This is a genomic window from Phenylobacterium sp., assembly GCF_030693405.1.
Lineage (GTDB): Bacteria > Pseudomonadota > Alphaproteobacteria > Caulobacterales > Caulobacteraceae > Phenylobacterium.
Map to the genome: position 1 here is coordinate 85,432 of NZ_JAUYAW010000064.1, position 20,172 is coordinate 105,603.

Below are 20,172 nucleotides of genomic sequence, written 5' to 3' on the forward strand. Positions count from 1 at the left end.
TAACTTGACGGGCGAACGTCGTTATTTCAACCTCCCGCTCTACCATAGGGGGTGGGGAAGCATGACTAAATTCCAGGTGGGGCTGGCCGTGGTCGCCGCCCTTGGACTGGGCGCCACGGGGACCCAGGCCGCCGAGGGTCAATACCCCATTCATGAGCGCGGCGAGCGCCTGAACGGGCCGCCCTTGAAACCTGATCAGGCGCTGGCGGGCCGGGTCGACGCCGGCGCCGCTTCAACGGCGCAGGCCCGCCGCGAACTCGCCTACACCCTGATCGCCCAGTCGGACGCGTCCTGCGAGAACTATCTGGTGGGGGTGAGCGAGCAGCGGAACAAGGTGGTGGGCGGCCTCTCCATCGCCTCCCTCTTTTTCAATGCGCTTTCGGTTCTGTCGAAACCTGCGCAGACGAAGAACGCCCTGGCTCAGGCCGCCGGGCTCAGCACCGGGGCGAGCTCCGAGCTGCAGAACACGATCATGAACGGCAACGAGTACCGGCTGATCTACACGGCGGTGAAGAACGGCCGCCAGGAGCGCCGGCGCCAGCTCTATGCCGACATCCATGAAGGCAAGTTCGACACCTGGTCATCCACCTCCATCACCAGCATCCTGACCCCCTACCACCACGACTGTGGGATCAACTATGCGCTGGAGCGCCTAGAAGCTGCCGCCCGTGAGCTGGGCAAAACCCCAGCCGACGAGAGGCCCGAGCCTGTGCCCGAGGCGCCTGCCGAAGCGGCCGCGCCTAGGCAAGACGGCAACTCTGGCGTGGCGCCGCCGCCTACGGGACCCCGCGCCCCACGCAGCTGAGTCGGGACCTTCACGGGCGCTTGGCGGGCTAGCGCGCAACGCTCTGGCCTTCAGATCCCGTTAACCATAAATTCAGCGGAGACGGGCCATTTTGGCCCTGATTTCCCGCTCCAGACCCCGGTTTTCGCCGTGACCGTAATTCGCCCCCCCTTCCCGCCCCCCGCTTCGGCGGCTCCGCAAGGGGTCCAGGGGCAGGCGCGCAATGCGGCCCAGAAGGCGTTTTTCGAAGCCGCGCTCGGCCGGGCCGCGCCGGCCCAGGCGCCGGCCCAGGCGACCCGCACGGCCCAGGTGGCCGAGACCAAGGCCGCCGAGGTTCAGGTCCGGGCGACGCCGGTGCGCGAGATTCCGCAACCGATACGCGGAACCGACGAGGCGCCGCAGAAGATCCTGCGGCCGGGCTCCCTGCTGGATATCCGGGTCTAGGGGGAGCCTGATCCTAGAAGCGCCCCGTGCGGGCCTTCCAGATGGCGGTTTCCAGGGCCTTGGCGAATTCGGCGCGCTCGCCCGGCGACAGGGCCGCGGCGACCTGGGCGAACTTGCCCGACAGCCGGACCCGCACGCCGACGGTCTGATCGTCCTCCACCTCCACATCGACCCGGGTGAAGGCCGTGGGCGAGGTCCAGACCAGGGCCTGGGCCTGGGGGGTCTGACGCAGGACCCGGACCTCATGGGCGGTGACCTGCACCCGCTCCACCTGTTTGGCGGCATGGAAGCTGACCAGGAAGGCCAGGGCGATGGCGCCGACATCCAGGGCCAGGAAGATGGGCACCAGGGTCGCCCCCATGGACATGAAGACGAGGCCCGAGACGCAGTTCAGCGCCGTGATGCAGGAAATAAGGATGACGAACCCTCGCTGGGACAGCGAGCGGTTGGGGGTGATGACCGCGTCCATGTAATAGGGGCTGTCCATCGCGTCCGCGATATTAGCCGGACGGGCGGACTTGGCGAGAGGCTTTGCGCAGGGCATCAAGCGCCATGGCCAAGCCCGCCGCCTCGTCGCCGAAGAAAGCCCCCGGCAAGACCGCCGCGCGACGCCTGTCGCCGGCCGAACGGGCGCGCATCGCCACCCTGTTCGAGCGGTTCGAGGACGCCGAGTCCGACCCCCGCACCGAGCTCAACTATGACAGCCCCTATACGTTGGTGACCGCCGTCGCCCTATCGGCCCAGGCCACCGACGTCTCGGTCAACAAGGCCACGACCCGGCTATTTGCGGTCGCCGACACCCCGGAGAAGATGCTGGCGCTCGGCGAAGAGGGGCTGATCCCGTTCATCGCCTCCATCGGCCTGTTCCGCACCAAGGCCAAGAACGTCATCGCCGCGGCCCGCATCCTGATCGAACAGCACGGGGGCGAGGTGCCCCTGGAGCGCGAGGCCCTGCAGGCCCTGCCCGGGGTGGGCCGCAAGACCGCCAGCGTGGTGCTCAACGAGCTGCGGGTCGAGCCGGCCATCGCCGTGGACACCCACGTCTTCCGCGTCGCCCACCGGCTGAAGCTCGCCTTCGGCAAGACGCCCGACCAGGTGGAGGCCGAGCTGATGGCGGTGATCCCGCAGCCCTATCTGGTGCGCGCCCACCACTGGCTGATCCTGCACGGCCGCTATGTGTGCGTGGCCCGCAAGCCCAAGTGCGAAGAGTGCCCGGTATCCGACCTCTGCCCCTCCAGGGCGCTGTTCACGGGCTAGGCAGGTCCTATCCTCCGTCACCCTGGGCCTTGTGCCCAGGGTCCCTCGTGACGCTTGCGCCTGCCCTCGACAGGGACCCTCGGGACGAGCCCGAGGGTGACGCCCTACGGGGTTGGATGACCCCGCACCGGGATTTCCACATCGCAGAGGGTGAAGTCGGCGCCTTTTTCGGTGCGCAGGGCGGCGACCTTGGCCTGGAAGAGCGCGCCCCTTGCGTCGGCCACCTCAAGGCTAGGGCGCTCGGCGGCCGGCAGGTTGGCGGCCAGCGCCACGCGGATCATCTGGTCGGGGGTCTCCGGCGGCTCGCCCACGGCCAGGGCCTGGGCCACATCGAAGCCCGCGATCACCCGGCCGAACGGCGTGTAGTCGCGGTCGAGCCTGCGCGCTGAGTCCAGCATGACGAAGATCTCGCTATTGGCGGTGCCGGGATCGGCCTGACGGCCCATGCCGAACACGCCCGCGCAATAGGCGCCCCAGGCCAGAACCCGGCCGTTGCGGGCCCGGGCCTCTTCTCCGCCTGAGACCGCGCTGATCGGCAGGGAGCCCAGGAAGCCGGTGCGTGCGTCGCTGGCCGCGGTGACGAAGGCGACCCCACGCGCGATCTCCGGGGTCAGGCGGAAGGTGAATTCCGGGGGCAGGTCGGGATGATCGGAAGCTCCGCCATCCTGGTTGCCCGGATTTCCGGTCTGGGCGACGAAGCCCGCGATCACCCGGTGGAACTGCAGCCCGTCATAGACGCCCTCCTTGGCCAGCAGCTTGACCCGGGCCACGGCCTGCGGCGCGACCTGCGGGGCCATCTCCACCACGATCCGTCCCTTGGTGGTGTCGATCACCAGGGTTTCGGCGGGGTCTAGCGGGCGCCAGTCGGGGGCTGGGGTAGCGGCGGCGGCGGCGAGGGGGAGGAGCGCGGCCATCAAGCCCGCGGCGAGGGAGGTCTTCATGTCCAGTCCTTGGCGTGGCGCAGGCGGATGCCGCTGGCGTGCAGGGTGGTGTCCCAGACCGGCCGCAGATGGGTCAGGGTCTCGGTGAGGCGCAGCTCGACGCCGGCCTCACGCAGGGCGGCGGGCAGGTTATTCAACGTCTCGCAGGCGAGCGGCGTCACAGCTTCGCGGGCCACCCACATGCCCGCATCGTCCAGATCCTCGAACGGAGCGCTGGGCAGGGCGTAGCGACAGAGGGTCGCCGCCCGCAGGGGCTCCAGCCAGTCCCACTCCACATAGGCGAGGGCCCGGGCGGGGCTTGCGCCAAACCAGGCGGTGCGGTCGGCCGCGGTGGTGTCGGCCCGGGGAAACAGCAGGATGCGAGGACAGTCCCGGGGAAACAGGTACATCGCCTGCCAGTCAGCCTCGATGGCCCAGACCAGCGGCCCGTTCAGCCACTCGCGCCCCGGCGGCCGCGCCGAGGGGACGCGGACGGGGCGGGGCTCGAAAACCGCGATGCCCGGATCGTCGCTGAAGTGGTAGAGCTGCATGAGGCGCGATAGCGCCCGATCGGGGAGAGCGGCGCAAGGCCCGCCACGCCGGGCGGGCGCCGTTGTCTTTGGCCAGGCTGTGGGCCTGCTTCACATTGCCCCGACTGTGCTTTCCCTGTAATCGGCGCCCGTTCCCGATCACCTTCGCGCCTCGGAAGAGAAACCCGCCCGCCATGACCGAGCTTTACGACGTCGCCGCCATCGGCAACGCCATCGTCGATGTGATCGCCCCGGCGGACGAGGCCTTCCTGACGTCTGAGGGTCTGTCCAAGGGCGCGATGATGCTGATCGACGAGGCTCGCGGCGTGGATCTCTACAGCCGCATGGCGCCCGGCGTGGAGACCTCCGGCGGCTCGGCCGGCAACACTGTGGCCGGCGTCGCCAGCTTCGGCGGCCGGGCGGCCTATATGGGCAAGGTGGCCAAGGACCAGCTGGGCGACGTCTTCGCCCACGACCTGCGCGCCCAGGGCGTGCGGTTCGATGTCGCCCCCCTGGGCGCCGGTCCGGCCACGGCCCGCTGCCTGATCAATGTGACGCCCGATGGTCAGCGCACCATGTGCACCTATCTGGGCGCGTCCACCGAGCTGACCGCCGACGATGTGGACCCGGCCATCATCGAGGCGGCCAGGATCGTCTATCTGGAAGGCTATCTGTTCGACCCCTTCGAGGCCCGCCGCGCCTTCGCCAAGGCCGCTGGGTTAGCCCGGGCCAATGGCCGCCAGATCGCCATCACCCTGTCGGACGCCTTTGTGGTCGAGCGCCATCGCGGCGCCCTGATGGAGTTCATCGAGACCCAGGTGGACATCGTCTTCGCCAATGAGGCCGAGGTCTGCGCCCTGTTCGAGACCACGGATTTCGACGCCGCGGTAAACGCCCTGGCCAGCCGCACGGCCATCGCCGCGGTGACCCGCAGCGACAAGGGCTCTGTGATCGCCGCCGGTGAGGCCCGCCACGAAATCTGGGCCGCAGCCGTGGATCAGGTGATCGACACCACCGGGGCCGGCGACCAGTACGCCGCGGGCTTCCTATATGGACTGGCGAACGATCGCTCGCTTCCGGTCTGCGGCCAGCTCGGCTCGCTGGCGGCCGCAGAGGTGATTTCGCACTACGGGCCGCGGCCGCAGGTCTCTCTGAAGGCCCTGGCCGCTTCGAGAGGACTTTGAAGACCATGGCGCGCACGGCCGAGGTGGTTCGCAACACGAAGGAAACCCAGATCACGATCAGCGTCGATCTGGACGGGACCGGCGTGTCCGATGTCGAGACCGGCGTCGGCTTCTTTGACCACATGCTCGACGCCTTCGCCCGCCATGGCGGCATCGACCTGAAGGTCCGCACCAAGGGCGACCTTCACATCGACGCCCACCACACGGTGGAGGACACCGGCATCGTGCTGGGCCAGGCGATCCACAAGGCGCTGGATGGGTTCAAGGGCATTCGCCGGTTCGGCCATGCCTATATCCCCATGGACGAGACCCTGACGCGCTGCGCCATCGACCTGTCCAACCGGCCCTATCTGATCTGGAAGACCACCTTCCGGACGCCGAAGATCGGCGAGATGGACACCGAGCTGTTCAAGGAGTTCCACCACGCCTTCGCCATGAATTGCGGCGCCTGCGTGCATCTGGAGACCCTGTACGGGGACAACAGCCACCATATCGCCGAGAGCGGGTTCAAGGCCTTGGCCCGGGCCCTGCGCACCGCCATTGAGATCGACCCCAAGACGGGCGGCCAGGCCCCCTCCACAAAGGGCGTGCTCTAGGCGCGCCCAAGGGTCTAAGGAACCGCTATGCAGACCGTCGCCCTGATCGACTACGGGTCGGGCAATCTCCGTTCGGCGCAGAACGCCCTCGAAAAAGCCGCCGGCTCCGCGCCTGGGGCTACGGAGATTCGCGTCACCTCTGATCCCGAGACGGTGGCCGCCGCCGATCGCATCGTCCTGCCGGGCGTCGGCGCCTTCGCCGCCTGCCGCGGGGCGCTGATGGCCAGGCCTGGCCTGGTCGAAGCGATCACCGAAGCGGTGCAGACCCGCGGCGTCCCCTTCCTGGGGGTCTGCGTCGGCATGCAGCTTCTGGCCAGCCGCGGCCTGGAGTTCGGCGAAACCCCGGGCCTCGATTGGATCCCCGGCGAGGTCCGCCGCCTGACGCCGGCCAGCCCCTCCTGCAAGGTGCCGCACATGGGCTGGAACAGCCTGGACGACATCAGCCCAGCCGGTCACGCCCTCGGCCTCGTCGCCGACGGGGCCATGTATTTCACCCACTCCTTCGCCTTCCACGCGGCCGATCCCGCCGACGTGGCCGCCTTCACCGATCACGGGGGCCGGTTCGCCGCCGCCGTGGCGCGGGGCAATGTGGCGGGGGTTCAATTCCACCCGGAGAAGTCGCAGTCTGCCGGGCTTTCTCTCCTCGCGCGCTTTCTGGAGTGGCGACCTTGATCCTCTATCCGGCCATCGACCTTAAGGACGGCCAGTGCGTGCGCGTGCTGCACGGCGTCCTCGACACCGCCACGGTGTTCAACACCTCGCCCGCCGACCAGGCCAAGCAGTGGGCCAATGCCGGCTTCCCCTGGATCCATGTGGTGGACCTGAACGGGGCGGTGGAAGGCAAGGCCGTCAACGCCTCGGCCGTGGAGGCCATTCTCTCGGCCGTATCGGTCCCCGTGCAGCTGGGCGGCGGCATCCGCAGCCTGGCCGATATCGAGGGCTGGATCGAGGCCGGTGTCAGCCGGGTGATCCTCGGCACGCTGGCCGTGCGCGAACCGCAGGTGGTGGTGGAGGCCGCCCGCCTGTGGCCCGAACAGATCGCCGTCAGCGTCGACGTCCGCGGCGGCAAGGTGGCTGTCCAGGGCTGGACCGAGGATTCCGATCTCGACGCCGTCACCGTGGCCAAGCGGTTTGAGGACGCCGGCGTCAGCGCGCTGATCATCACCGACATCGACCGCGACGGCGCCCTGACCGGCTTCAATGTGGACGTGTTCGGGGCCATGGCCGACGCGGTGGACATTCCGGTGATCGCGGCCGGCGGTCTGGCTAGCGTCGAGGACATTCATCGTCTGCGCGCCCGCAAGGGCCGCCCCATCGCCGGCGCGGTCCTGGGCCGAGCCCTCTATACCGGCGCCATCAAGGCGCCCGAAGCCATCAAGGCCGCGGCCTGATGCTGAACCTGCGCGTCATCCCCTGCCTGGACGTCAAGGACGGCCGCGTGGTCAAGGGCGTGCAGTTCCTGTCCCTGCGCGACGCCGGCGATCCGGTGGAGCAGGCCAGCGCCTATGACGCGGCCGGCGCCGACGAGCTGATGTTCCTGGACATCACCGCGAGCCACGAGGGCCGCGGGGCCATCCTCGACGTGATCGCCCGCACCGCCGATGTCTGCTTCATGCCGCTCAGCGTCGGGGGCGGTATCCGCGCGGTGGACGATGCGCGGCGGCTTTTGCTGGCCGGCGCCGACAAGATTTCGGTGAACACCGCCGCTGTTGAGAACCCCGACCTGATTAGCGCCTGCGCCGACGCCTTCGGCTCCCAGGCCGTGGTCTGCGCCATCGACGCCAAGCGGACCGAGGACGGGGACTGGCGGGTCTTCATCTATGGGGGCCGCAAGGACACCGGCCTGGACGTGGTCGACTATGCCCGCCTGGCGGTGGAGAAGGGGGCCGGCGAGATCCTGCTGACCTCCATGGATCGGGACGGGGCCAAGACCGGCTATGATATCGCGCTGCTGCGCGCCGTGACCGGCGCCGTCAGCGTGCCGGTGATCGCCTCGGGCGGCGCCGGTTCGGCCGCCCACATGGTCGAGGCCGCCACCCAGGGGGGCGCCGATGCGGTGCTCGCCGCCTCCATCTTCCATTTCGGCGAGGTGTCCATCGGCGAGGTCAAGCAGGCCATGATCGCCGCCGGCCTGCCCGCCCGCCTGACCGGGGCGGAGATGCGCCGCGACGCCGCCGAGGCCTTCTCATGAGCCGGCTGGCCGAGGTGCTCACCCGTCTTTCGGCCGTGATCGAAAGCCGCAAGGGCGGCGATCCGGCCGCCTCCTACACCGCCCGCCTGCTGGCTGAGCCCGCACTGGCCGCCAAGAAGCTAGGCGAAGAGGCGATCGAGACGGTGATCGCCGCCGTGCAGGCCGATAAGGACGCCTTGGCCGCCGAGAGCGCGGACCTGCTCTATCACTGGCTGGTGGTCATGGCCGCGTCAGGGGTGTCCCTCGACGAGGTCGCCGCCAGGCTCGAAGCCCGCGAGGGCGTGTCCGGCCATGCCGAGAAGGCCGGCCGCAAGGGCTAGAGCGCTATGGTTTGGGCGGGGGAGGCTTGTTCTCCAGCAGCAGCTGGCCCTGGGTCTGCACCCGGCCCTTGATCTTGCCCGCCAGCATGGCCAGCACATTGGGCAGCTTGATCTCCATGCGGACGGCGTCGGCCAGGACGTCCAGGTGTCCGCTGATGGTCTGGCCCAGCACCGTGGCGGAAAACGCCATGCGATCGCCGGTCCACTGGCGGGTGACCTTGGCGCCCTCACCCACCTGACTGAGAATCTTGTCGAACCCGTCTTCCAGCCGTCGCCGCGCCTCGGCGGCGCCCAGGGTGTGGGGAATGTCGATGGTGACGGGCTTCATCGGCGACCTCGCTGTGTTCGGGTCAGTCTAACGCGAAATCTGCGCACAGGCTCATCCCCGCGGCTTGCGTTTCAGCGCCACATAGAGGGCGCCGCCGCCTCCATGCCGACGATGGGCCTCTGAAACGCCGGCCACGATGGAGCGCAGATGCGGGGCGGCCAACCACTCGGGAGCCGCCCGGCGCAGGGTTCCGTCGCCGCTTCCACGGGAGCCCTTGCCGGTGATCACCAGCACGGCCCGATGGCCCTCATGCCAGGCCTGCAGCAGGAAGCCGTCCAGCCGCGCCCGGGCCGCGTCATAGGTCAGGCCATGCAGGTCGAGCCGCGCGGCGATGGGATCGCGCTCACGCACGATCCGGTGATGGCGGTTGGGCTCAATCAGTTCAGGGCCTGGCCACGGGGCCGGGGGCGAGGTTTTCGGCGCCGGCGCAGGTCCCGGGGCCGGACGCTTAGGGGGCTGCTTGCCCGGCGGGGCCTTGCCCGCCGGCGCTGCGGCCTGCGGCGGCGGGTCGGCTGGCTCAGCTGGCGCCGTTGGCGTGTGCCGTCCGGGCAGAGGGTGAAGCGTGGCCGCCACGACCGACCAGAGCCTGTGCTCCTCAGGTCGAAGCGGGCGTTTCATCGGCCGGGGTCGGGTCCCACCCGGGGCGCCAGGCGCACCATTCTCAGGGTGTGGCGGACGCGGCCCGCCTCCACGCCTGCCTCTGGCCCGGAGCCCAGATAGAGGTCGGCCCGGACCTGGCCCTTGATGGCGCCGCCCGTGTCCAGGGCGACGGCCAGGCGGCGATAGGTGGGGAAGGCGCCGCTGAGGATGGGTGCGGTGGCGTCGATCCAGAACAGTTCGCCGACCCGGTGCTGGCTCAGGTCCACAGCGATGGCGTGGTCGGGGGGCAGGGGAACCCCGGCCGCACCGACGGGATGCAGGCCGTCATCGGCTTCCAGGCGGAACCAGACATAGCGGCGGTTCAGCCGCATGATGGCGTCGGCCTCAGGTCCCCGGCGGGCCGCCAGCCAGGCGCGGATCGCCTCGCCAGACGTATTGTTCGCCTCCAGCAGGCCGCGGTCGCGCATGTGATTGGCGATGCCGGAAAACGGCAAGTCATTGTGGGCGGCGAACAGCACCTTGACCCGCAGCCCGTCGGGGAAGGTCAGGACGCCGGAGCCCTGGATCTGCAGGAAGAACAGCTCCTCAGGCCGCATCCAGGCCAGGACGACGTCCGGCGGCGTGGCCTCGATGGCCGCCCGATCAGCCCGCCCCGACAGGGCGGCGTGGTTGGCGGGCTTGGGGCGCACGGGCGCGCTGTATTCGGCGTCCGGCGTTGTCCGGGCGGTGTATTCCGGGGCGTAATAGGCGGTCAGCACCCCTTCGCCCGGGACCGGCTCGAGACGGAAGTTGGCCTCGAAGAAGGCCCGGGCCGCGTCGGTCTCCAGGCGCGGCTGCGCCCGGGCCCGGCGGCAGACCTCCACCTCGGCCGGCGCCTTGGCCACCCCGCAGGTGGCCTGATAGGCGGCGAAAGCCTCGGCGTGGTCGGCGCTGGCCCAGCCGGTCAGGCTGCTGAAGGCGATCGGCGCCGGCGGGGGCCCATCCCGGGGGGGCGCCCCCGGCGAGGGCGCAGGCGGAGTGGGGGGAGTCGAAGCCTCATCAGGCGCCCGCGCGGTGGCGCAGGCGCTCAGGAGGAGGGCGCCGCCGATGACGCCGACCAGACGCAAACGCACAGACCTAGGCCTCCGCGGCGTCGACGTGAACCAGGGTCCAGTTGGGGTCTTTGCTCTTGAGGTTGCGCTCGAAGGTCCAGAGCTCGGCGGTGCGGCGGTCGTCCACCGCCTCGCCGCGTTCGTCCTTGGTGCGGCTGCGCAGCTCGGCCAGGAAGCGCACGGTGACGCGAGCGGCATCGGCCTCGACCTCGGCCTTTTCCATATCCGCCCGGGGCGGATGCAGGAATTCCACCGTCTCGGTGCGGCCCTCGGCCTCCCGGGCGGATATGGCCGATTCAAAGGCCGAATAGACTTCGTCCGACAGAAGGTTGCGCAGGGTGTCGCGGTCACCGCTGGCGAAGGCGTTGACGATCATCTGATAGGCCGACTTGGCGCCATGCAGGAAGTGGCTGAGGTCGAAGGACGGGTCCCGGGCGCGGACCGCGGCCAGGCCCGACAGGGCGACGCCTTCGGCCTCCTCAGACGCCTCCAGCACCCGCTCCACAGGACGCACGGGGCTCGGCTGGGCCTCGCCCGCAGGCTTGTCCTCCGGTTGCCGTCCGACACGCCGTCCCAGCACCGAATAGAGCTGGTACAGGACAATGGCCGCCAGGGCGGCGAAGATGATCAGCTCCAGTAGGGGCAAACGGGTCTCTCGTGGGCTTCTGTGGACGAGCGGGCCAGAAACGCGGCCCTTGTGATCTATATAGTCGCTCAAAACGCCGGCGTCAGGACCGACGTTGCATCACGCAGGGTCGCATGTTAGCAGCCCGCGCCAGGAATGGGCGGGTTTTCCCGCCGAAAGACGGTCGGCCCTGGCGCCGGCCTGGCCTCCCATAACGGACAGACGTGCATGACCGACACCGACGCCGCCGCCCCCGGCGGCCTGCCGAACGGCGCTGAGGCCTTTGTTCCGGGTGTCCGCATCCTGGCCCAGTTCATCCGCGACCTCTCCTTCGAGAACCCCCGCGCGCCTGACGCCCTGCGCGGGACCGGCGTCCAGCCGCAGATCGATCTGGGCGTGGAGATGAACGCCCGCGGCCGCGAGGACGGGCTGTTCGAGGTGGACCTGAAGCTGTCGGCGCGGGCCTCGCGCGAAGACGGCCCGGTCTTCCATGTGGAGCTGCTCTATGGCGGCGTGTTCGGGATCAATGGCGTGGCGCCAGAGGACCTGGAGCAGGTGCTGCTCGTGGACTGCCCCCGCTTCCTGTTCCCCTTCGCCCGCCGGGTGATCGCCGACGTGACCTCGGACGGGGGCTTCCCCCCCTTCCTGCTCGATCCGATTGATTTTGCGGGGGTCTATGCGGCCCGCAAGGCCCAGGGCGACCTGTCACAGATGGACGAGATCGGCCACGCCTGATCCTACGGCGCGGCCCATCGGGCCGTGTTCAACGGCGCCCTTCGGGGCGCCGTTTTCGTATCTAGAGGCCGTGCTTCTTCCAGAGCAGGTCGGACTTGACCACGTCGCGGACGAAGGCCGCGTGGCGTTCTCGCTCCAGATCGCTGGCCACCACGGTCAGGGGCCGGGGCCTGGCCCCATAGCTCGCCTGGCGCGCTGCGCCCACCGCCTGGGCGACCATGGCCGGGGCCAGCTCCAGGCGCCGTTCGCGGCCGCCCTTCAGCTCCAGATAGACATCGGCCAGCAGCCGCGCGTCGATCAGCGCCCCGTGCTTTTCCCGGTCGGTGAGCGAGATCTTGAAACGCCGGCAGAGCGCGTCCAGGGAATTGGCCATGCCCGGGAACCGGGCGCGGGCCAGGACCAAGGTGTCCACCCAGCGGTGTTCGATGATCTCGATCCGGCCGCAGAGGCCGAGCTCGAAATTGATGAAGGTCCGGTCGAACGCGGCGTTGTGAGCGACGATCGGCGCGTCGCCGACGAAGTCGAGAAAGGCGTCCACCACCTCGGGCGCCTCGAACCTGGGCTTGCCCCGCAAGAAATCCGCCGACAGGCCATGCACCTTCTCAGCCTCGGGCGGCATGTCCCGCAGGGGGTCGATATAGCAGTGGAAGGTGCGGCCGGTGGGGATGAAGTCCTCGATCTCGAGGCAGGCCAGCTCCACCAGGCGGTGGCCCTCGCGGGGCTCAAAGCCGGTGGTTTCGGTGTCGAGAACGATTTCGCGGGCCATCGGGTCTCAATGGCCCGGTTTGGTTTCAGCTTCAACCGCGCCAGGCGCCGCGGCCGCGGCGGCCCGGGCGCGCAGGGCGTTCACAATTTCCGTGACCTGGGCGCGAGCGTGCTCAAGCCCATGACCGGTCTCCACCACATAGTGGGCGCGGGCGCGCTTTTCGGCGTCGGCCATCTGCTGGGCGAGGATGGCGTCGAGCCGCTCCGGCGTCATCCCGGGTCTGGCCAGCACCCGTTCGCGCTGCATGTCGGCCGGGGCGCTCACCACCACTACGGCGTCCATGCGCGCATCGCCGCCGGTCTCGTAGAGCAGGGGGATGTCGAGGACGACCATGTCGGCGCCCTTGGCTTGGGCCTCAGCGAAGAAGCTCTGGCGGTCGATCCCCACCAGGGGATGGACGATGGCGTTCAGCCGCTTCAGGGCCTCGGGATCGCCGAGCACCCGCTGGCGCAGCAGCTCCCGGTCCACGGCCCCGCCCTGGACGACGCCCGGAAAGGCCTCGCCCACCGGAACCACGGCCGCGCCGCCCACATCATAGAGATCGTGCACGGCGGCGTCGGCGTCATAGACGGGCGTCCCATGCTCGCGGAACATGGCCGCGGTGGTGGACTTGCCCATGCCGATGGAGCCGGTCAGGCCGATGATCAGCATTGTCTCTAGATCCTCTCGTTCAGGCTCAGACTGTTCAGCGCCAGGGCGCGGACATCCACATGCGCCGGCGGCGCGACCCCGAAAAAGGCGGTGAAGGACGGGACGGCCTGGCCGATCAGCATGGCCAGGCCATCGACCGTGCGGCGGCTCTCCGCCTGCGCCCTGGCCAGGAAGGGCGTGATCAGCGGCTTGTAGACCATGTCCATGACCACGCAGCCAGCCGGCGTAGCGCCCAGCGGCACGTCGAGCTCGCCCTGGCCCGACAGGCCCGCCGAGGTGGCGTTGATCACTGCGCCGGCGCCGTCAAAGGCGTGAGTGGCTTCATCAAGGCCCAGGGCGCGCACGCCAGAGCCCAGACGCTCGGCGATGGCCTCAGCCCGGGAAAGCGTGCGGTTCAGGATCAGCACCTCCGGCGCGCCGGCCGCGATGAAGGCGGCGGCTGCGCCCCGCGCCGCGCCCCCGGCCCCCAGGATCACGACGGGTGCGGCGGCGGGATCAAAGCCCGGCGCCTGGCTGGCGAAGGCGGCCAGCAGACCCGTCCCATCAGTGTTGTCGGCGAGGATCTGTCCGTCGGATTTGAACAGCAGAAGATTGGCCGCCCCCGCCGCCTGGGCCGCCGGGCTCGGGGCGTCGGCCAGGGCCAGGGCTTGTTCCTTGAAGGGCAGGGTCACGTTCAGGCCGGCGATAGCCCCGCCGCGCAGACCCTGGACGAAGGCTTCAAACCCCGTCTCTGGCGGACTGAAGGGCGCATAGACGGCGTCGAGGCCGAGGCTATCGATCCAGGCGTTGTGGATCAGGGGGCTCAGGGAATGACGGACCGGCGATCCGACCACGCCGGCGACCTTGGCCCCCCCGGTGAGGACCGCGCTCATGGGATCAGAGCGCCGCGCTGGCGCAGCTGGTCCAGGAGGCCCAGCATGGGCAGGCCAAGTATGGCGAAGTAGTCCCCCTCGATCTGGGCGAACAGCTGGGCGCCTGGACCTTCCAGCCGGTAACAGCCCACCGAGCCCAGCATCGCCTCGCCCTCCTGTTCGAGATAGGCGTCGAGGAAGGGTTCGGAGAAGTCGCGCATGGTCAGGGTGGCGCTGGCCGTCTCCGACCACAGGACCTGGCCATCCTGAGCCAGGGTGACCGCCGAATGCAGATGGTGCGGCTGACCGCGCAGAGAGAGCAGTCGCGCGCGGGCCTCGTCCAGGCCCCTGGCCTTGTCATAGAGGACGCCGTCGAATTCCAGGGTCTGATCTGCGCCGATCACGAGACCGGGCTGCAGGTCCGAGACGGTCACCGCCTTGATGTCGGCCAAGGCCTGGGCGACCGCGCGGGGGCTGCCGCCCTCGGCCTGGATTCGGGCCTTGACCAGGTCCTCGTCGACGCCGGAGACGATCTTGTCGAACACGACGCCCGCGCCCGTCAGCAGCTGGCTGCGGGCCGCACTCTGGGAAGCGAGAATGATGCGGGTCATCCCAGTATGTCCACCTGGCGGCCGGAGGTCAGCAGGTTCATGACCGCGGCGGCGGTTTCCTCCACCGAGCGGCGGGTGACGTCGATCACCGGCCAGCCCTGTCGCTCATAGAGCCTGCGGGCCTGGACAATCTCCTCCCGGACATTGTCCACGTCGATATAGGCCGAGGTGCGGTTCTCTTTGAGGCTGAGCAGGCGGTTGCGCCGGATCTGGATCAGCCGGTCGGGCGAGATGGTCAGGCCCACCACCAGGGTGTTCTTCAGCTGCAGCAGTTTGTCAGGGATCGGCCGCGACGGGACTAGGGGCACATTGGCCGCCCGCACGCCGCGATGGGCCAGATAGATGCAGGTTGGTGTCTTCGAGGTGCGCGACACGCCGACCAGGACCACATCAGCCTGTTCCAGATCCTGGCCCCCCTGACCATCATCGTGGCCGATAGCGTAGTTCAGGGCGTCCATACGGTTGAAGTACTCGTGGTCCAGCGCGTGCTGAGCGCCGACCCGGGTGGAGGTAGCCAGGCCCAGATAGCGGGACACCGCCGAGACCAGAGGATCGAGGGCGGCGATACAGGCGATCTCCAGCCGCCGGCACCCATCCTCCAGAGCCGCTCTGAGTTCAGCGTCGACAATGGTGTGAATGACCAGGCCCGGGGCGGACTCGATATCGGCCAGGGCGCGGTCCAGCTGCCGGCGGGACCGCACCAGGGCGTAGATGTGCTCGATGGGCAGGACGTCGTCGAACCGGGCGCATACGGCGCGGGCCATAGCGTTCAGCGTCTCGCCGGTGGAGTCCGAGACCAGATGCAGATGGAAATAGGTGGCGATGCGCGGGTTGGTCATACCGGGGCGGCGGCCTGCGACAAAATGCTCTTGGGGACGAGGGAGTCGATAAGTCTCTTAACCGAGGCGGACAGGCTTGGGGATAGGTGACGACTTATCCCGGCCTGGCAGGCGCTTCCGCCGGGGGCCGGGACAGACCCGCCGCTGGACCGGTTTTCGCACACAAGATCACCCGCCGGGGAAAACCTTAACGAAAGGTAAACACAGGGGCGCAGGCGAGGGGCCAGTCATCCTCAGTCCGCGAGCGGACGTCTCTTAAGGTTTTGTTAAGGTTTGAGCCACGACCTTGACCTTATGCCCGGGACTCACAGAGGCCCTCAACGCCTTGGGACAGATCAGGGGCGAGCTGTGAGTTCCCTTGGTATGGCTGTGCCGGGGCAGGCTTATCCCCGGGTCTGACCGGCCCTACCACCTCCTCTGTCCAAACAATCTCTTTCTTTCAGGAAGAAGGGCGGGCGAGGGGGACAAGCGGTCCTGACCCTCTCACCAGGAGACTTGAGCCTGGCCCCCAGAGCCGCTTTAAGGCTTGGCATGAGCGAACCTGCAAAACCCCGCCTCCTCCGCGCCCTGGCCGGCGAAACCCTTGAGCGTCCCCCGGTCTGGTTCATGCGCCAAGCCGGCCGGTCCCTGCCGGAGTACCGTGAGCTGCGGACCCGTGCGCCGGACTTCATCGCCTTCTGTCACAATCCGCAGATGGCGGCCGAGGCGACCCTGCAGCCCATGCGCCGGTTCCCCCTGGATGCGGCCATCGTCTTCGCCGACATCCTGCTGCTGCCCAAGGCGCTGGGCCAGAAGGTGTGGTTTGAGGCCGGCGAGGGGCCAAGGCTCGGCGAACTGCCTGAGCTTTCGGCGATGGAGGCTGAGATCGAGGCCTCGACCGGCAGGCTTTCCGAGATCGGGGAAACCCTGACCCGGGTTCGGGCTGAACTGGAGCAGGACCGGGCCCTGATCGGCTTCGCCGGCGCGCCCTGGACCGTGGCCACCTATATGATCGAAGGCCGCGGGTCCGATCGTTCCGGCGCCCGGACCTATGCCTATCAGAACCCCGAGGCCCTGGACCGGCTGCTGGACATTCTGGTGGAATCCACCGCCCGCTACCTGGTGATGCAGGCCAAGGCTGGCGCCCAGGCGCTGAAGCTGTTCGAGAGCTGGGCCGAGGGCCTGGCCGAGGACGTCTTCGAACGGATCGTCATCCGTCCCCATGCCGCGATCATCGAAAAGGTCCGCGCCGCCGGGATCGACACTCCCTTCATCGGCTTCCCCCGCGGGGCCGGCGCCCTGGTGGACAATTATGCGGCCAAGGTTCCGGTCCAGGCCGTGGCCCTGGACACCCAGGCCAGCGCCGCCCAGGGTCAGAGGATCCAGGCCGGCGGCAAGGCCATCCAAGGCGCGCTGGACAATCTGCTGCTGCGGGCCGGGGGACCGGCCATGGACGCCCGCATCGACGCCCTGATCGAACAATGGGGCAAGGGCCCCTATATCTTCAATCTGGGCCACGGGGTTCTGCCGGACACCCCGGTGGAGCATATCGAACGCGCCGTGCGCCGGGTTACGGGGACCTAGATGAAGAAGAAGCTTGCGGTCGTCCTGTTCAATCTGGGCGGCCCCGATGGTCCGGACTCCGTCCAGCCCTTCCTCTTCAACCTGTTCCGCGACCCGGCCATCATCGGCCTGCCAGCGCCGGCCCGCTACGCCCTGGCCGCCCTAATCTCCACGACCCGCAAGAAGAGCGCCCAGGCCAATTACGCCATCATGGGGGGCGGCTCGCCCCTGCTGCCCGAGACGCAAGCCCAGGCCAGGGCCCTGGAGGCGGCGTTGGCGACCGCCGCGCCGGAGCTTGAGACCCGCATCTTCATCGCCATGCGCTACTGGAACCCCAGGGCCAAGGCGACAGCGGCGGAGGTGGCGGCCTTCGCCCCGGACGAGATCGTGCTGCTGCCGCTCTATCCGCAGTTTTCCACCACCACCTCGGCCTCCTCCCTGAAGGACTGGGCCAAGGTCTATCGCGGTCCCGGCGTCTCGCGGGCGGTGTGCTGCTATCCCACGGAGGCGAAGCTGGTGGCGGCCCACGCGGCCAAGATCGCCGAGACCTGGGAGGCCGCCGGTCGGCCGGATAATGTACGCCTTTTGTTCTCAGCGCACGGCCTGCCGGAGAAGGTGATCAAGGACGGCGATCCCTACCAGGCCCAGGTGGAGGCCGCCGCAGCAGCTGTCGCCGCCCTGTTGCCGGACCTGCCCGACTGGCAGGTCTGCTATCAGAGCAAGGTCGGGCCGCTGGCCTGGATCGGGCCATCCACCGAGGACGCCATCCGCCAGGCCAAGGCCGACAATCGTGGCGTGCTGCTGACCCCCATCGCCTTTGTCTCCGAACATGTGGAGACCCTGGTGGAGCTGGATCACGAATATGCCGAGATCGCCCATGAGATCGGCTGCGCGCCCTATCTGCGGGTTCCGGCGCTCGGCGTGACGCCTGGCTTCATCGATGGGCTGAAGGCCATGGTGCTCGACGCCCTGGACAGCGGGGCCGCCGTGGCGCCGGCCGGCGGCTGGACCTGTCCCGCCGCCTATGGGAAATGCGCCTGCAATACGGGGAGGGCGGCATGAACTGGTATGATCTGCTTCGGGGCCTGCACATTATCGCGGTCATCGCCTGGATGGCCGGCATGATGTACCTGCCGAGGCTCTACGCCTACCACACCGAGACCGCGCCGCCCGGCAGCGAGTTCGACGCCCATTTCAAGGTGTGGGAGGCCAAGCTCCTGCGGATCATCATTAACCCCTCGATGGTGATCACCTGGATCTTTGGCCTCAGCCTGATCATGTATCACGTGCACGCCATGGGTCAGGGCTGGGCCTTCCTGCTGCAGCCCTGGATGATGCTGAAGCTCGCCCTGGTGATCTTCCTGTCCGGCTGGCACGGCATGCTGGCGGGCGCGCGGAAGAAGATTGCGGCCGGCGAACGGCCGAGGTCGGCCAAGTTCTGGCGGGCCACCAACGAGATCCCCTTCCTGATCACCATCGTCGCCGTCCTGGCCGTGACCCTGGAATTCGGCGGCCGTTAGACCCATCTGATCTGGAGACGGCTATTGACCACAGGCCCCCGCCTGTGGTTTTGGCTAGGGACGCGGGAGCCATCCCGCGCCCCGCCTTTTCCCGGCGCCGCGCGTTTACCGCCGACGGCCCGGTCCTCGAGACAACATAGCCGGCGCCGCCCAAGACAGCGCCCCACCTCTCGTCCCCGCCCGCCCGGACTCCGTCTGGCCGGCCGGAGGACCGATAATTTCCATTAGAGCCTTTAAAGACCATCATGAGCGAAGACACCGAAACCCAGGTCCTCGAAAATCAGACCGACGAGGACGGGGGCGCCGACAACGACCTGGACGAGCCGTCCCTGGCCTCCCAGGCGATCGCGGCCATGGGCCTGACCAAGATGTCGCTCCAGGAGCTGAAGGAGAAATCCTCCTCCGACCTGCTGGCCTTCGCCGAGCAGATGGACATCGAGAACGCCAACTCGATGCGCAAGCAGGACATGATGTTCGGCATCCTGAAGACCCTCGCCGAAGAAGGCGTGGAGATTTCAGGCTCCGGCACCATGGAGGTCCTGCCCGACGGGTTCGGCTTCCTGCGCAGCCCCGAGGCCAACTATCTGCCCGGCCCGGACGACATCTATGTGAGCCCCTCACAGATCCGGAAGTTCGGCCTGCGCACCGGCGATTCCGTAGTCGGCGCCATCCGCGCGCCGCGGGAAGGCGAGCGCTACTTCGCCCTGGTCAAGGTCGACCAGATCAACTTCGAAGACCCCGAGAACGTTCGCCACAAGGTCCACTTCGACAACCTGACGCCGCTCTATCCTGAAGAGCGCCTGCGGATGGAGATCGATGATCCAACCTTGAAGGACCGTTCGGGCCGGGTGATCGACATCGTCGCCCCCCTGGGCAAGGGCCAGCGCTGCCTGATCGTCGCCCCGCCGCGGGTGGGTAAGACGGTGATGCTGCAAAACATCGCCAAGTCCATCGAGGCTAACCACCCCGAGGTCTATCTGATCGTCCTGCTGATCGATGAGCGGCCGGAAGAAGTGACCGACATGCAGCGCACCGTGCGCGGCGAGGTCATCGCGTCCACCTTCGACGAGCCGGCCACCCGCCACGTGCAGGTCGCCGAGATGGTCATCGAAAAGGCCAAGCGCCTGGTGGAACACAAGCGCGACGTGGTCATCCTGCTGGACTCCGTCACCCGTCTCGGCCGCGCCTACAACACCGTGGTCCCGTCCTCGGGCAAGGTGCTGACCGGCGGCGTGGACGCCAACGCCCTGCAGCGGCCGAAGCGCTTCTTCGGCGCGGCGCGGAATGTGGAGGAGGGCGGTTCGCTCTCGATCATCGCCACCGCCCTGATCGACACCGGCAGCCGCATGGACGAGGTCATCTTCGAAGAGTTCAAGGGCACCGGTAACTCGGAAATCGTCCTCGACCGCAAGGTCGCCGACAAGCGCATCTTCCCGGCCATCGACGTGCTGAAGTCCGGCACCCGGAAGGAAGAGCTGATCACGCCCAAGGATCAGCTGCAGAAGACCTATGTGCTGCGCCGGATCCTCAACCCCATGGGGGCGCAGGACGCCATCGAGTTCCTGCTCGACAAGCTCCGCAACGCCAAGAACAACGACGACTTCTTCCAGTCGATGAACACCTGAGGCGGCGGGGCCCGCAGCTCAGGTTGCGCGCCCTGTCCGGCCGGTTCAGGCCGCCGCAGGCGCTTTCAAGGCGGGACACAAAGCGCACAAAGGTTCGCAAAGGACACAAAGATGTGGCCGCGGATCCCTTTGTGTCTTTGGCTTCCTTTGTGTCCTTCGTGT

The 20,172-nt window shown here is 68.5% G+C and carries 26 protein-coding genes; 14 read left to right on the forward strand and 12 right to left on the reverse strand.

What is annotated here, in order from left to right:
* The first annotated feature begins 61 nt into the window (after positions 1–61).
* A complete protein-coding gene (locus tag Q8N19_RS13710; protein ID WP_305591557.1) occupies positions 62–805 on the forward strand; it encodes a hypothetical protein in 744 nt (247 codons plus the stop codon).
* A 129-nt stretch (positions 806–934) separates the two neighbouring features.
* Entirely contained in the window at positions 935–1,228 is a 294-nt protein-coding gene (locus tag Q8N19_RS13715) for a hypothetical protein (RefSeq protein ID WP_305591559.1), read from the forward strand.
* A gap of 13 nt (positions 1,229–1,241) precedes the next feature.
* Here the strand turns inward: Q8N19_RS13715 and Q8N19_RS13720 are convergent, their stop codons facing one another.
* On the reverse strand, positions 1,242–1,715 hold the full coding sequence (locus Q8N19_RS13720; protein ID WP_305591561.1) for a DUF2244 domain-containing protein: 474 nt from the start codon (positions 1,713–1,715) through the stop codon (positions 1,242–1,244).
* Positions 1,716–1,780: 65 nt separating this feature from the next.
* On the opposite strand from Q8N19_RS13720, the gene nth reads away from it, so the two are divergent.
* Positions 1,781–2,485 carry an endonuclease III gene (nth, locus tag Q8N19_RS13725; protein ID WP_305591563.1) on the forward strand — a complete coding sequence of 235 codons (705 nt, stop codon included), beginning with the start codon at positions 1,781–1,783 and terminating at the stop codon, positions 2,483–2,485.
* A gap of 104 nt (positions 2,486–2,589) precedes the next feature.
* Here the strand turns inward: nth and Q8N19_RS13730 are convergent, their stop codons facing one another.
* Positions 2,590–3,426, reverse strand: a complete 837-nt coding sequence (locus Q8N19_RS13730) for a peptidylprolyl isomerase (RefSeq protein ID WP_305591565.1) — start codon at positions 3,424–3,426, stop codon at positions 2,590–2,592.
* Positions 3,423–3,956 (reverse strand): DUF6886 family protein, encoded by a 534-nt coding sequence (locus Q8N19_RS13735; RefSeq protein WP_305591567.1) that lies wholly within the window; start codon positions 3,954–3,956, stop codon positions 3,423–3,425. The genes Q8N19_RS13730 and Q8N19_RS13735 overlap by 4 nt, the downstream gene beginning before the upstream one ends.
* Before the next feature lie 173 nt (positions 3,957–4,129).
* On the opposite strand from Q8N19_RS13735, the gene Q8N19_RS13740 reads away from it, so the two are divergent.
* Genes Q8N19_RS13740 through Q8N19_RS13765 form a run of 6 tightly spaced genes read left to right on the forward strand, consistent with a single transcriptional unit; the run spans position 4,130 to position 8,226 of the window.
* Positions 4,130–5,119, forward strand: coding sequence for an adenosine kinase (locus tag Q8N19_RS13740; protein ID WP_305591569.1), 990 nt, complete (start codon positions 4,130–4,132; stop codon positions 5,117–5,119).
* Positions 5,120–5,124: 5 nt separating this feature from the next.
* Positions 5,125–5,715 (forward strand): imidazoleglycerol-phosphate dehydratase HisB, encoded by a 591-nt coding sequence (gene hisB / locus Q8N19_RS13745; protein ID WP_305591571.1) that lies wholly within the window; start codon positions 5,125–5,127, stop codon positions 5,713–5,715.
* 27 nt (positions 5,716–5,742) lie between these two features.
* A complete protein-coding gene (gene hisH / locus Q8N19_RS13750; protein WP_305591573.1) occupies positions 5,743–6,387 on the forward strand; it encodes an imidazole glycerol phosphate synthase subunit HisH in 645 nt (214 codons plus the stop codon).
* Complete coding sequence (gene hisA / locus Q8N19_RS13755; RefSeq protein WP_305591575.1) at positions 6,384–7,106, forward strand: 1-(5-phosphoribosyl)-5-[(5-phosphoribosylamino)methylideneamino]imidazole-4-carboxamide isomerase; 723 nt, start codon at positions 6,384–6,386, stop codon at positions 7,104–7,106. Before hisH ends, hisA begins: the two co-directional genes overlap by 4 nt.
* The gene (hisF, locus tag Q8N19_RS13760; protein ID WP_305591577.1) at positions 7,106–7,906 is read left to right on the forward strand and encodes an imidazole glycerol phosphate synthase subunit HisF; all 801 of its coding nucleotides are present in this window, start codon (positions 7,106–7,108) and stop codon (positions 7,904–7,906) included. Before hisA ends, hisF begins: the two co-directional genes overlap by 1 nt.
* Positions 7,903–8,226, forward strand: a complete 324-nt coding sequence (locus Q8N19_RS13765) for a phosphoribosyl-ATP diphosphatase (RefSeq protein WP_305591579.1) — start codon at positions 7,903–7,905, stop codon at positions 8,224–8,226. Before hisF ends, Q8N19_RS13765 begins: the two co-directional genes overlap by 4 nt.
* A gap of 4 nt (positions 8,227–8,230) precedes the next feature.
* Here Q8N19_RS13765 and Q8N19_RS13770 read toward each other — a convergent pair whose 3' ends face one another.
* From Q8N19_RS13770 to timA, 4 genes are read right to left on the reverse strand one after another with little or no spacing between them, the layout of a single operon-like run.
* Complete coding sequence (locus tag Q8N19_RS13770) at positions 8,231–8,554, reverse strand: polyhydroxyalkanoic acid system family protein (protein ID WP_305591581.1); 324 nt, start codon at positions 8,552–8,554, stop codon at positions 8,231–8,233.
* Positions 8,555–8,605: 51 nt separating this feature from the next.
* Entirely contained in the window at positions 8,606–9,172 is a 567-nt protein-coding gene (locus Q8N19_RS13775) for a Smr/MutS family protein (RefSeq protein ID WP_305591583.1), read from the reverse strand.
* On the reverse strand, positions 9,169–10,266 hold the full coding sequence (locus Q8N19_RS13780) for an MltA domain-containing protein (protein ID WP_305591585.1): 1,098 nt from the start codon (positions 10,264–10,266) through the stop codon (positions 9,169–9,171). The genes Q8N19_RS13775 and Q8N19_RS13780 overlap by 4 nt, the downstream gene beginning before the upstream one ends.
* A 4-nt stretch (positions 10,267–10,270) precedes the next feature.
* Positions 10,271–10,891, reverse strand: coding sequence for a TIM44-related membrane protein TimA (gene timA, locus Q8N19_RS13785; RefSeq protein WP_305591587.1), 621 nt, complete (start codon positions 10,889–10,891; stop codon positions 10,271–10,273).
* 207 nt (positions 10,892–11,098) lie between these two features.
* Here timA and secB point away from each other — a divergent pair, with 207 nt between their 5' ends.
* On the forward strand, positions 11,099–11,605 hold the full coding sequence (gene secB / locus Q8N19_RS13790) for a protein-export chaperone SecB (protein WP_305591589.1): 507 nt from the start codon (positions 11,099–11,101) through the stop codon (positions 11,603–11,605).
* 61 nt (positions 11,606–11,666) lie between these two features.
* Here the strand turns inward: secB and dnaQ are convergent, their stop codons facing one another.
* Genes dnaQ through Q8N19_RS13815 form a run of 5 tightly spaced genes read right to left on the reverse strand, consistent with a single transcriptional unit; the run spans position 11,667 to position 15,323 of the window.
* Positions 11,667–12,371, reverse strand: coding sequence for a DNA polymerase III subunit epsilon (gene dnaQ / locus Q8N19_RS13795; protein ID WP_293318111.1), 705 nt, complete (start codon positions 12,369–12,371; stop codon positions 11,667–11,669).
* 6 nt (positions 12,372–12,377) lie between these two features.
* On the reverse strand, positions 12,378–13,022 hold the full coding sequence (gene coaE / locus Q8N19_RS13800) for a dephospho-CoA kinase (RefSeq protein ID WP_305591592.1): 645 nt from the start codon (positions 13,020–13,022) through the stop codon (positions 12,378–12,380).
* Positions 13,023–13,027: 5 nt separating this feature from the next.
* On the reverse strand, positions 13,028–13,894 hold the full coding sequence (gene aroE / locus Q8N19_RS13805; RefSeq protein ID WP_305591594.1) for a shikimate dehydrogenase: 867 nt from the start codon (positions 13,892–13,894) through the stop codon (positions 13,028–13,030).
* On the reverse strand, positions 13,891–14,484 hold the full coding sequence (locus tag Q8N19_RS13810; RefSeq protein WP_305591596.1) for a nucleoside triphosphate pyrophosphatase: 594 nt from the start codon (positions 14,482–14,484) through the stop codon (positions 13,891–13,893). Before Q8N19_RS13810 ends, aroE begins: the two co-directional genes overlap by 4 nt.
* Positions 14,481–15,323 (reverse strand): pyruvate, water dikinase regulatory protein, encoded by an 843-nt coding sequence (locus Q8N19_RS13815; RefSeq protein ID WP_305591598.1) that lies wholly within the window; start codon positions 15,321–15,323, stop codon positions 14,481–14,483. Before Q8N19_RS13815 ends, Q8N19_RS13810 begins: the two co-directional genes overlap by 4 nt.
* Before the next feature lie 531 nt (positions 15,324–15,854).
* Between Q8N19_RS13815 and hemE the strand changes: the two genes are divergently transcribed.
* The 4 genes from hemE to rho all read left to right on the forward strand — a co-directional run bounded on the left by hemE (position 15,855) and on the right by rho (position 20,010).
* Complete coding sequence (gene hemE / locus Q8N19_RS13820; protein WP_305591600.1) at positions 15,855–16,886, forward strand: uroporphyrinogen decarboxylase; 1,032 nt, start codon at positions 15,855–15,857, stop codon at positions 16,884–16,886.
* Positions 16,887–17,927, forward strand: a complete 1,041-nt coding sequence (gene hemH, locus Q8N19_RS13825) for a ferrochelatase (RefSeq protein WP_305591601.1) — start codon at positions 16,887–16,889, stop codon at positions 17,925–17,927.
* Positions 17,924–18,385, forward strand: a complete 462-nt coding sequence (locus Q8N19_RS13830) for a CopD family protein (RefSeq protein ID WP_305591603.1) — start codon at positions 17,924–17,926, stop codon at positions 18,383–18,385. The genes hemH and Q8N19_RS13830 overlap by 4 nt, the downstream gene beginning before the upstream one ends.
* 245 nt (positions 18,386–18,630) lie before the next feature.
* A complete protein-coding gene (gene rho, locus Q8N19_RS13835) occupies positions 18,631–20,010 on the forward strand; it encodes a transcription termination factor Rho (protein ID WP_371133857.1) in 1,380 nt (459 codons plus the stop codon).
* The last annotated feature ends 162 nt before the right edge of the window (positions 20,011–20,172 follow it).

Coding starts and splice junctions, on each gene's coding strand:
- dnaQ (WP_293318111.1), bottom strand. CDS start 12,371: ATGGCCCGCGAAATCGTTCTCGACACCGAAACCACCGGCTTTGAGCCC.
- rho (WP_371133857.1), top strand. CDS start 18,631: ATGAGCGAAGACACCGAAACCCAGGTCCTCGAAAATCAGACCGACGAG.
- hisF (WP_305591577.1), top strand. CDS start 7,106: ATGCTGAACCTGCGCGTCATCCCCTGCCTGGACGTCAAGGACGGCCGC.
- Q8N19_RS13735 (WP_305591567.1), bottom strand. CDS start 3,956: ATGCAGCTCTACCACTTCAGCGACGATCCGGGCATCGCGGTTTTCGAG.
- aroE (WP_305591594.1), bottom strand. CDS start 13,894: ATGAGCGCGGTCCTCACCGGGGGGGCCAAGGTCGCCGGCGTGGTCGGA.
- hemE (WP_305591600.1), top strand. CDS start 15,855: ATGAGCGAACCTGCAAAACCCCGCCTCCTCCGCGCCCTGGCCGGCGAA.
- Q8N19_RS13710 (WP_305591557.1), top strand. CDS start 62: ATGACTAAATTCCAGGTGGGGCTGGCCGTGGTCGCCGCCCTTGGACTG.
- hisH (WP_305591573.1), top strand. CDS start 5,743: ATGCAGACCGTCGCCCTGATCGACTACGGGTCGGGCAATCTCCGTTCG.
- Q8N19_RS13740 (WP_305591569.1), top strand. CDS start 4,130: ATGACCGAGCTTTACGACGTCGCCGCCATCGGCAACGCCATCGTCGAT.
- Q8N19_RS13770 (WP_305591581.1), bottom strand. CDS start 8,554: ATGAAGCCCGTCACCATCGACATTCCCCACACCCTGGGCGCCGCCGAG.
- Q8N19_RS13815 (WP_305591598.1), bottom strand. CDS start 15,323: ATGACCAACCCGCGCATCGCCACCTATTTCCATCTGCATCTGGTCTCG.
- Q8N19_RS13810 (WP_305591596.1), bottom strand. CDS start 14,484: ATGACCCGCATCATTCTCGCTTCCCAGAGTGCGGCCCGCAGCCAGCTG.
- coaE (WP_305591592.1), bottom strand. CDS start 13,022: ATGCTGATCATCGGCCTGACCGGCTCCATCGGCATGGGCAAGTCCACC.
- Q8N19_RS13830 (WP_305591603.1), top strand. CDS start 17,924: ATGAACTGGTATGATCTGCTTCGGGGCCTGCACATTATCGCGGTCATC.
- Q8N19_RS13765 (WP_305591579.1), top strand. CDS start 7,903: ATGAGCCGGCTGGCCGAGGTGCTCACCCGTCTTTCGGCCGTGATCGAA.
- nth (WP_305591563.1), top strand. CDS start 1,781: ATGGCCAAGCCCGCCGCCTCGTCGCCGAAGAAAGCCCCCGGCAAGACC.
- secB (WP_305591589.1), top strand. CDS start 11,099: ATGACCGACACCGACGCCGCCGCCCCCGGCGGCCTGCCGAACGGCGCT.
- Q8N19_RS13730 (WP_305591565.1), bottom strand. CDS start 3,426: ATGAAGACCTCCCTCGCCGCGGGCTTGATGGCCGCGCTCCTCCCCCTC.
- Q8N19_RS13775 (WP_305591583.1), bottom strand. CDS start 9,172: ATGAAACGCCCGCTTCGACCTGAGGAGCACAGGCTCTGGTCGGTCGTG.
- hisB (WP_305591571.1), top strand. CDS start 5,125: ATGGCGCGCACGGCCGAGGTGGTTCGCAACACGAAGGAAACCCAGATC.
- Q8N19_RS13720 (WP_305591561.1), bottom strand. CDS start 1,715: ATGGACAGCCCCTATTACATGGACGCGGTCATCACCCCCAACCGCTCG.
- hemH (WP_305591601.1), top strand. CDS start 16,887: ATGAAGAAGAAGCTTGCGGTCGTCCTGTTCAATCTGGGCGGCCCCGAT.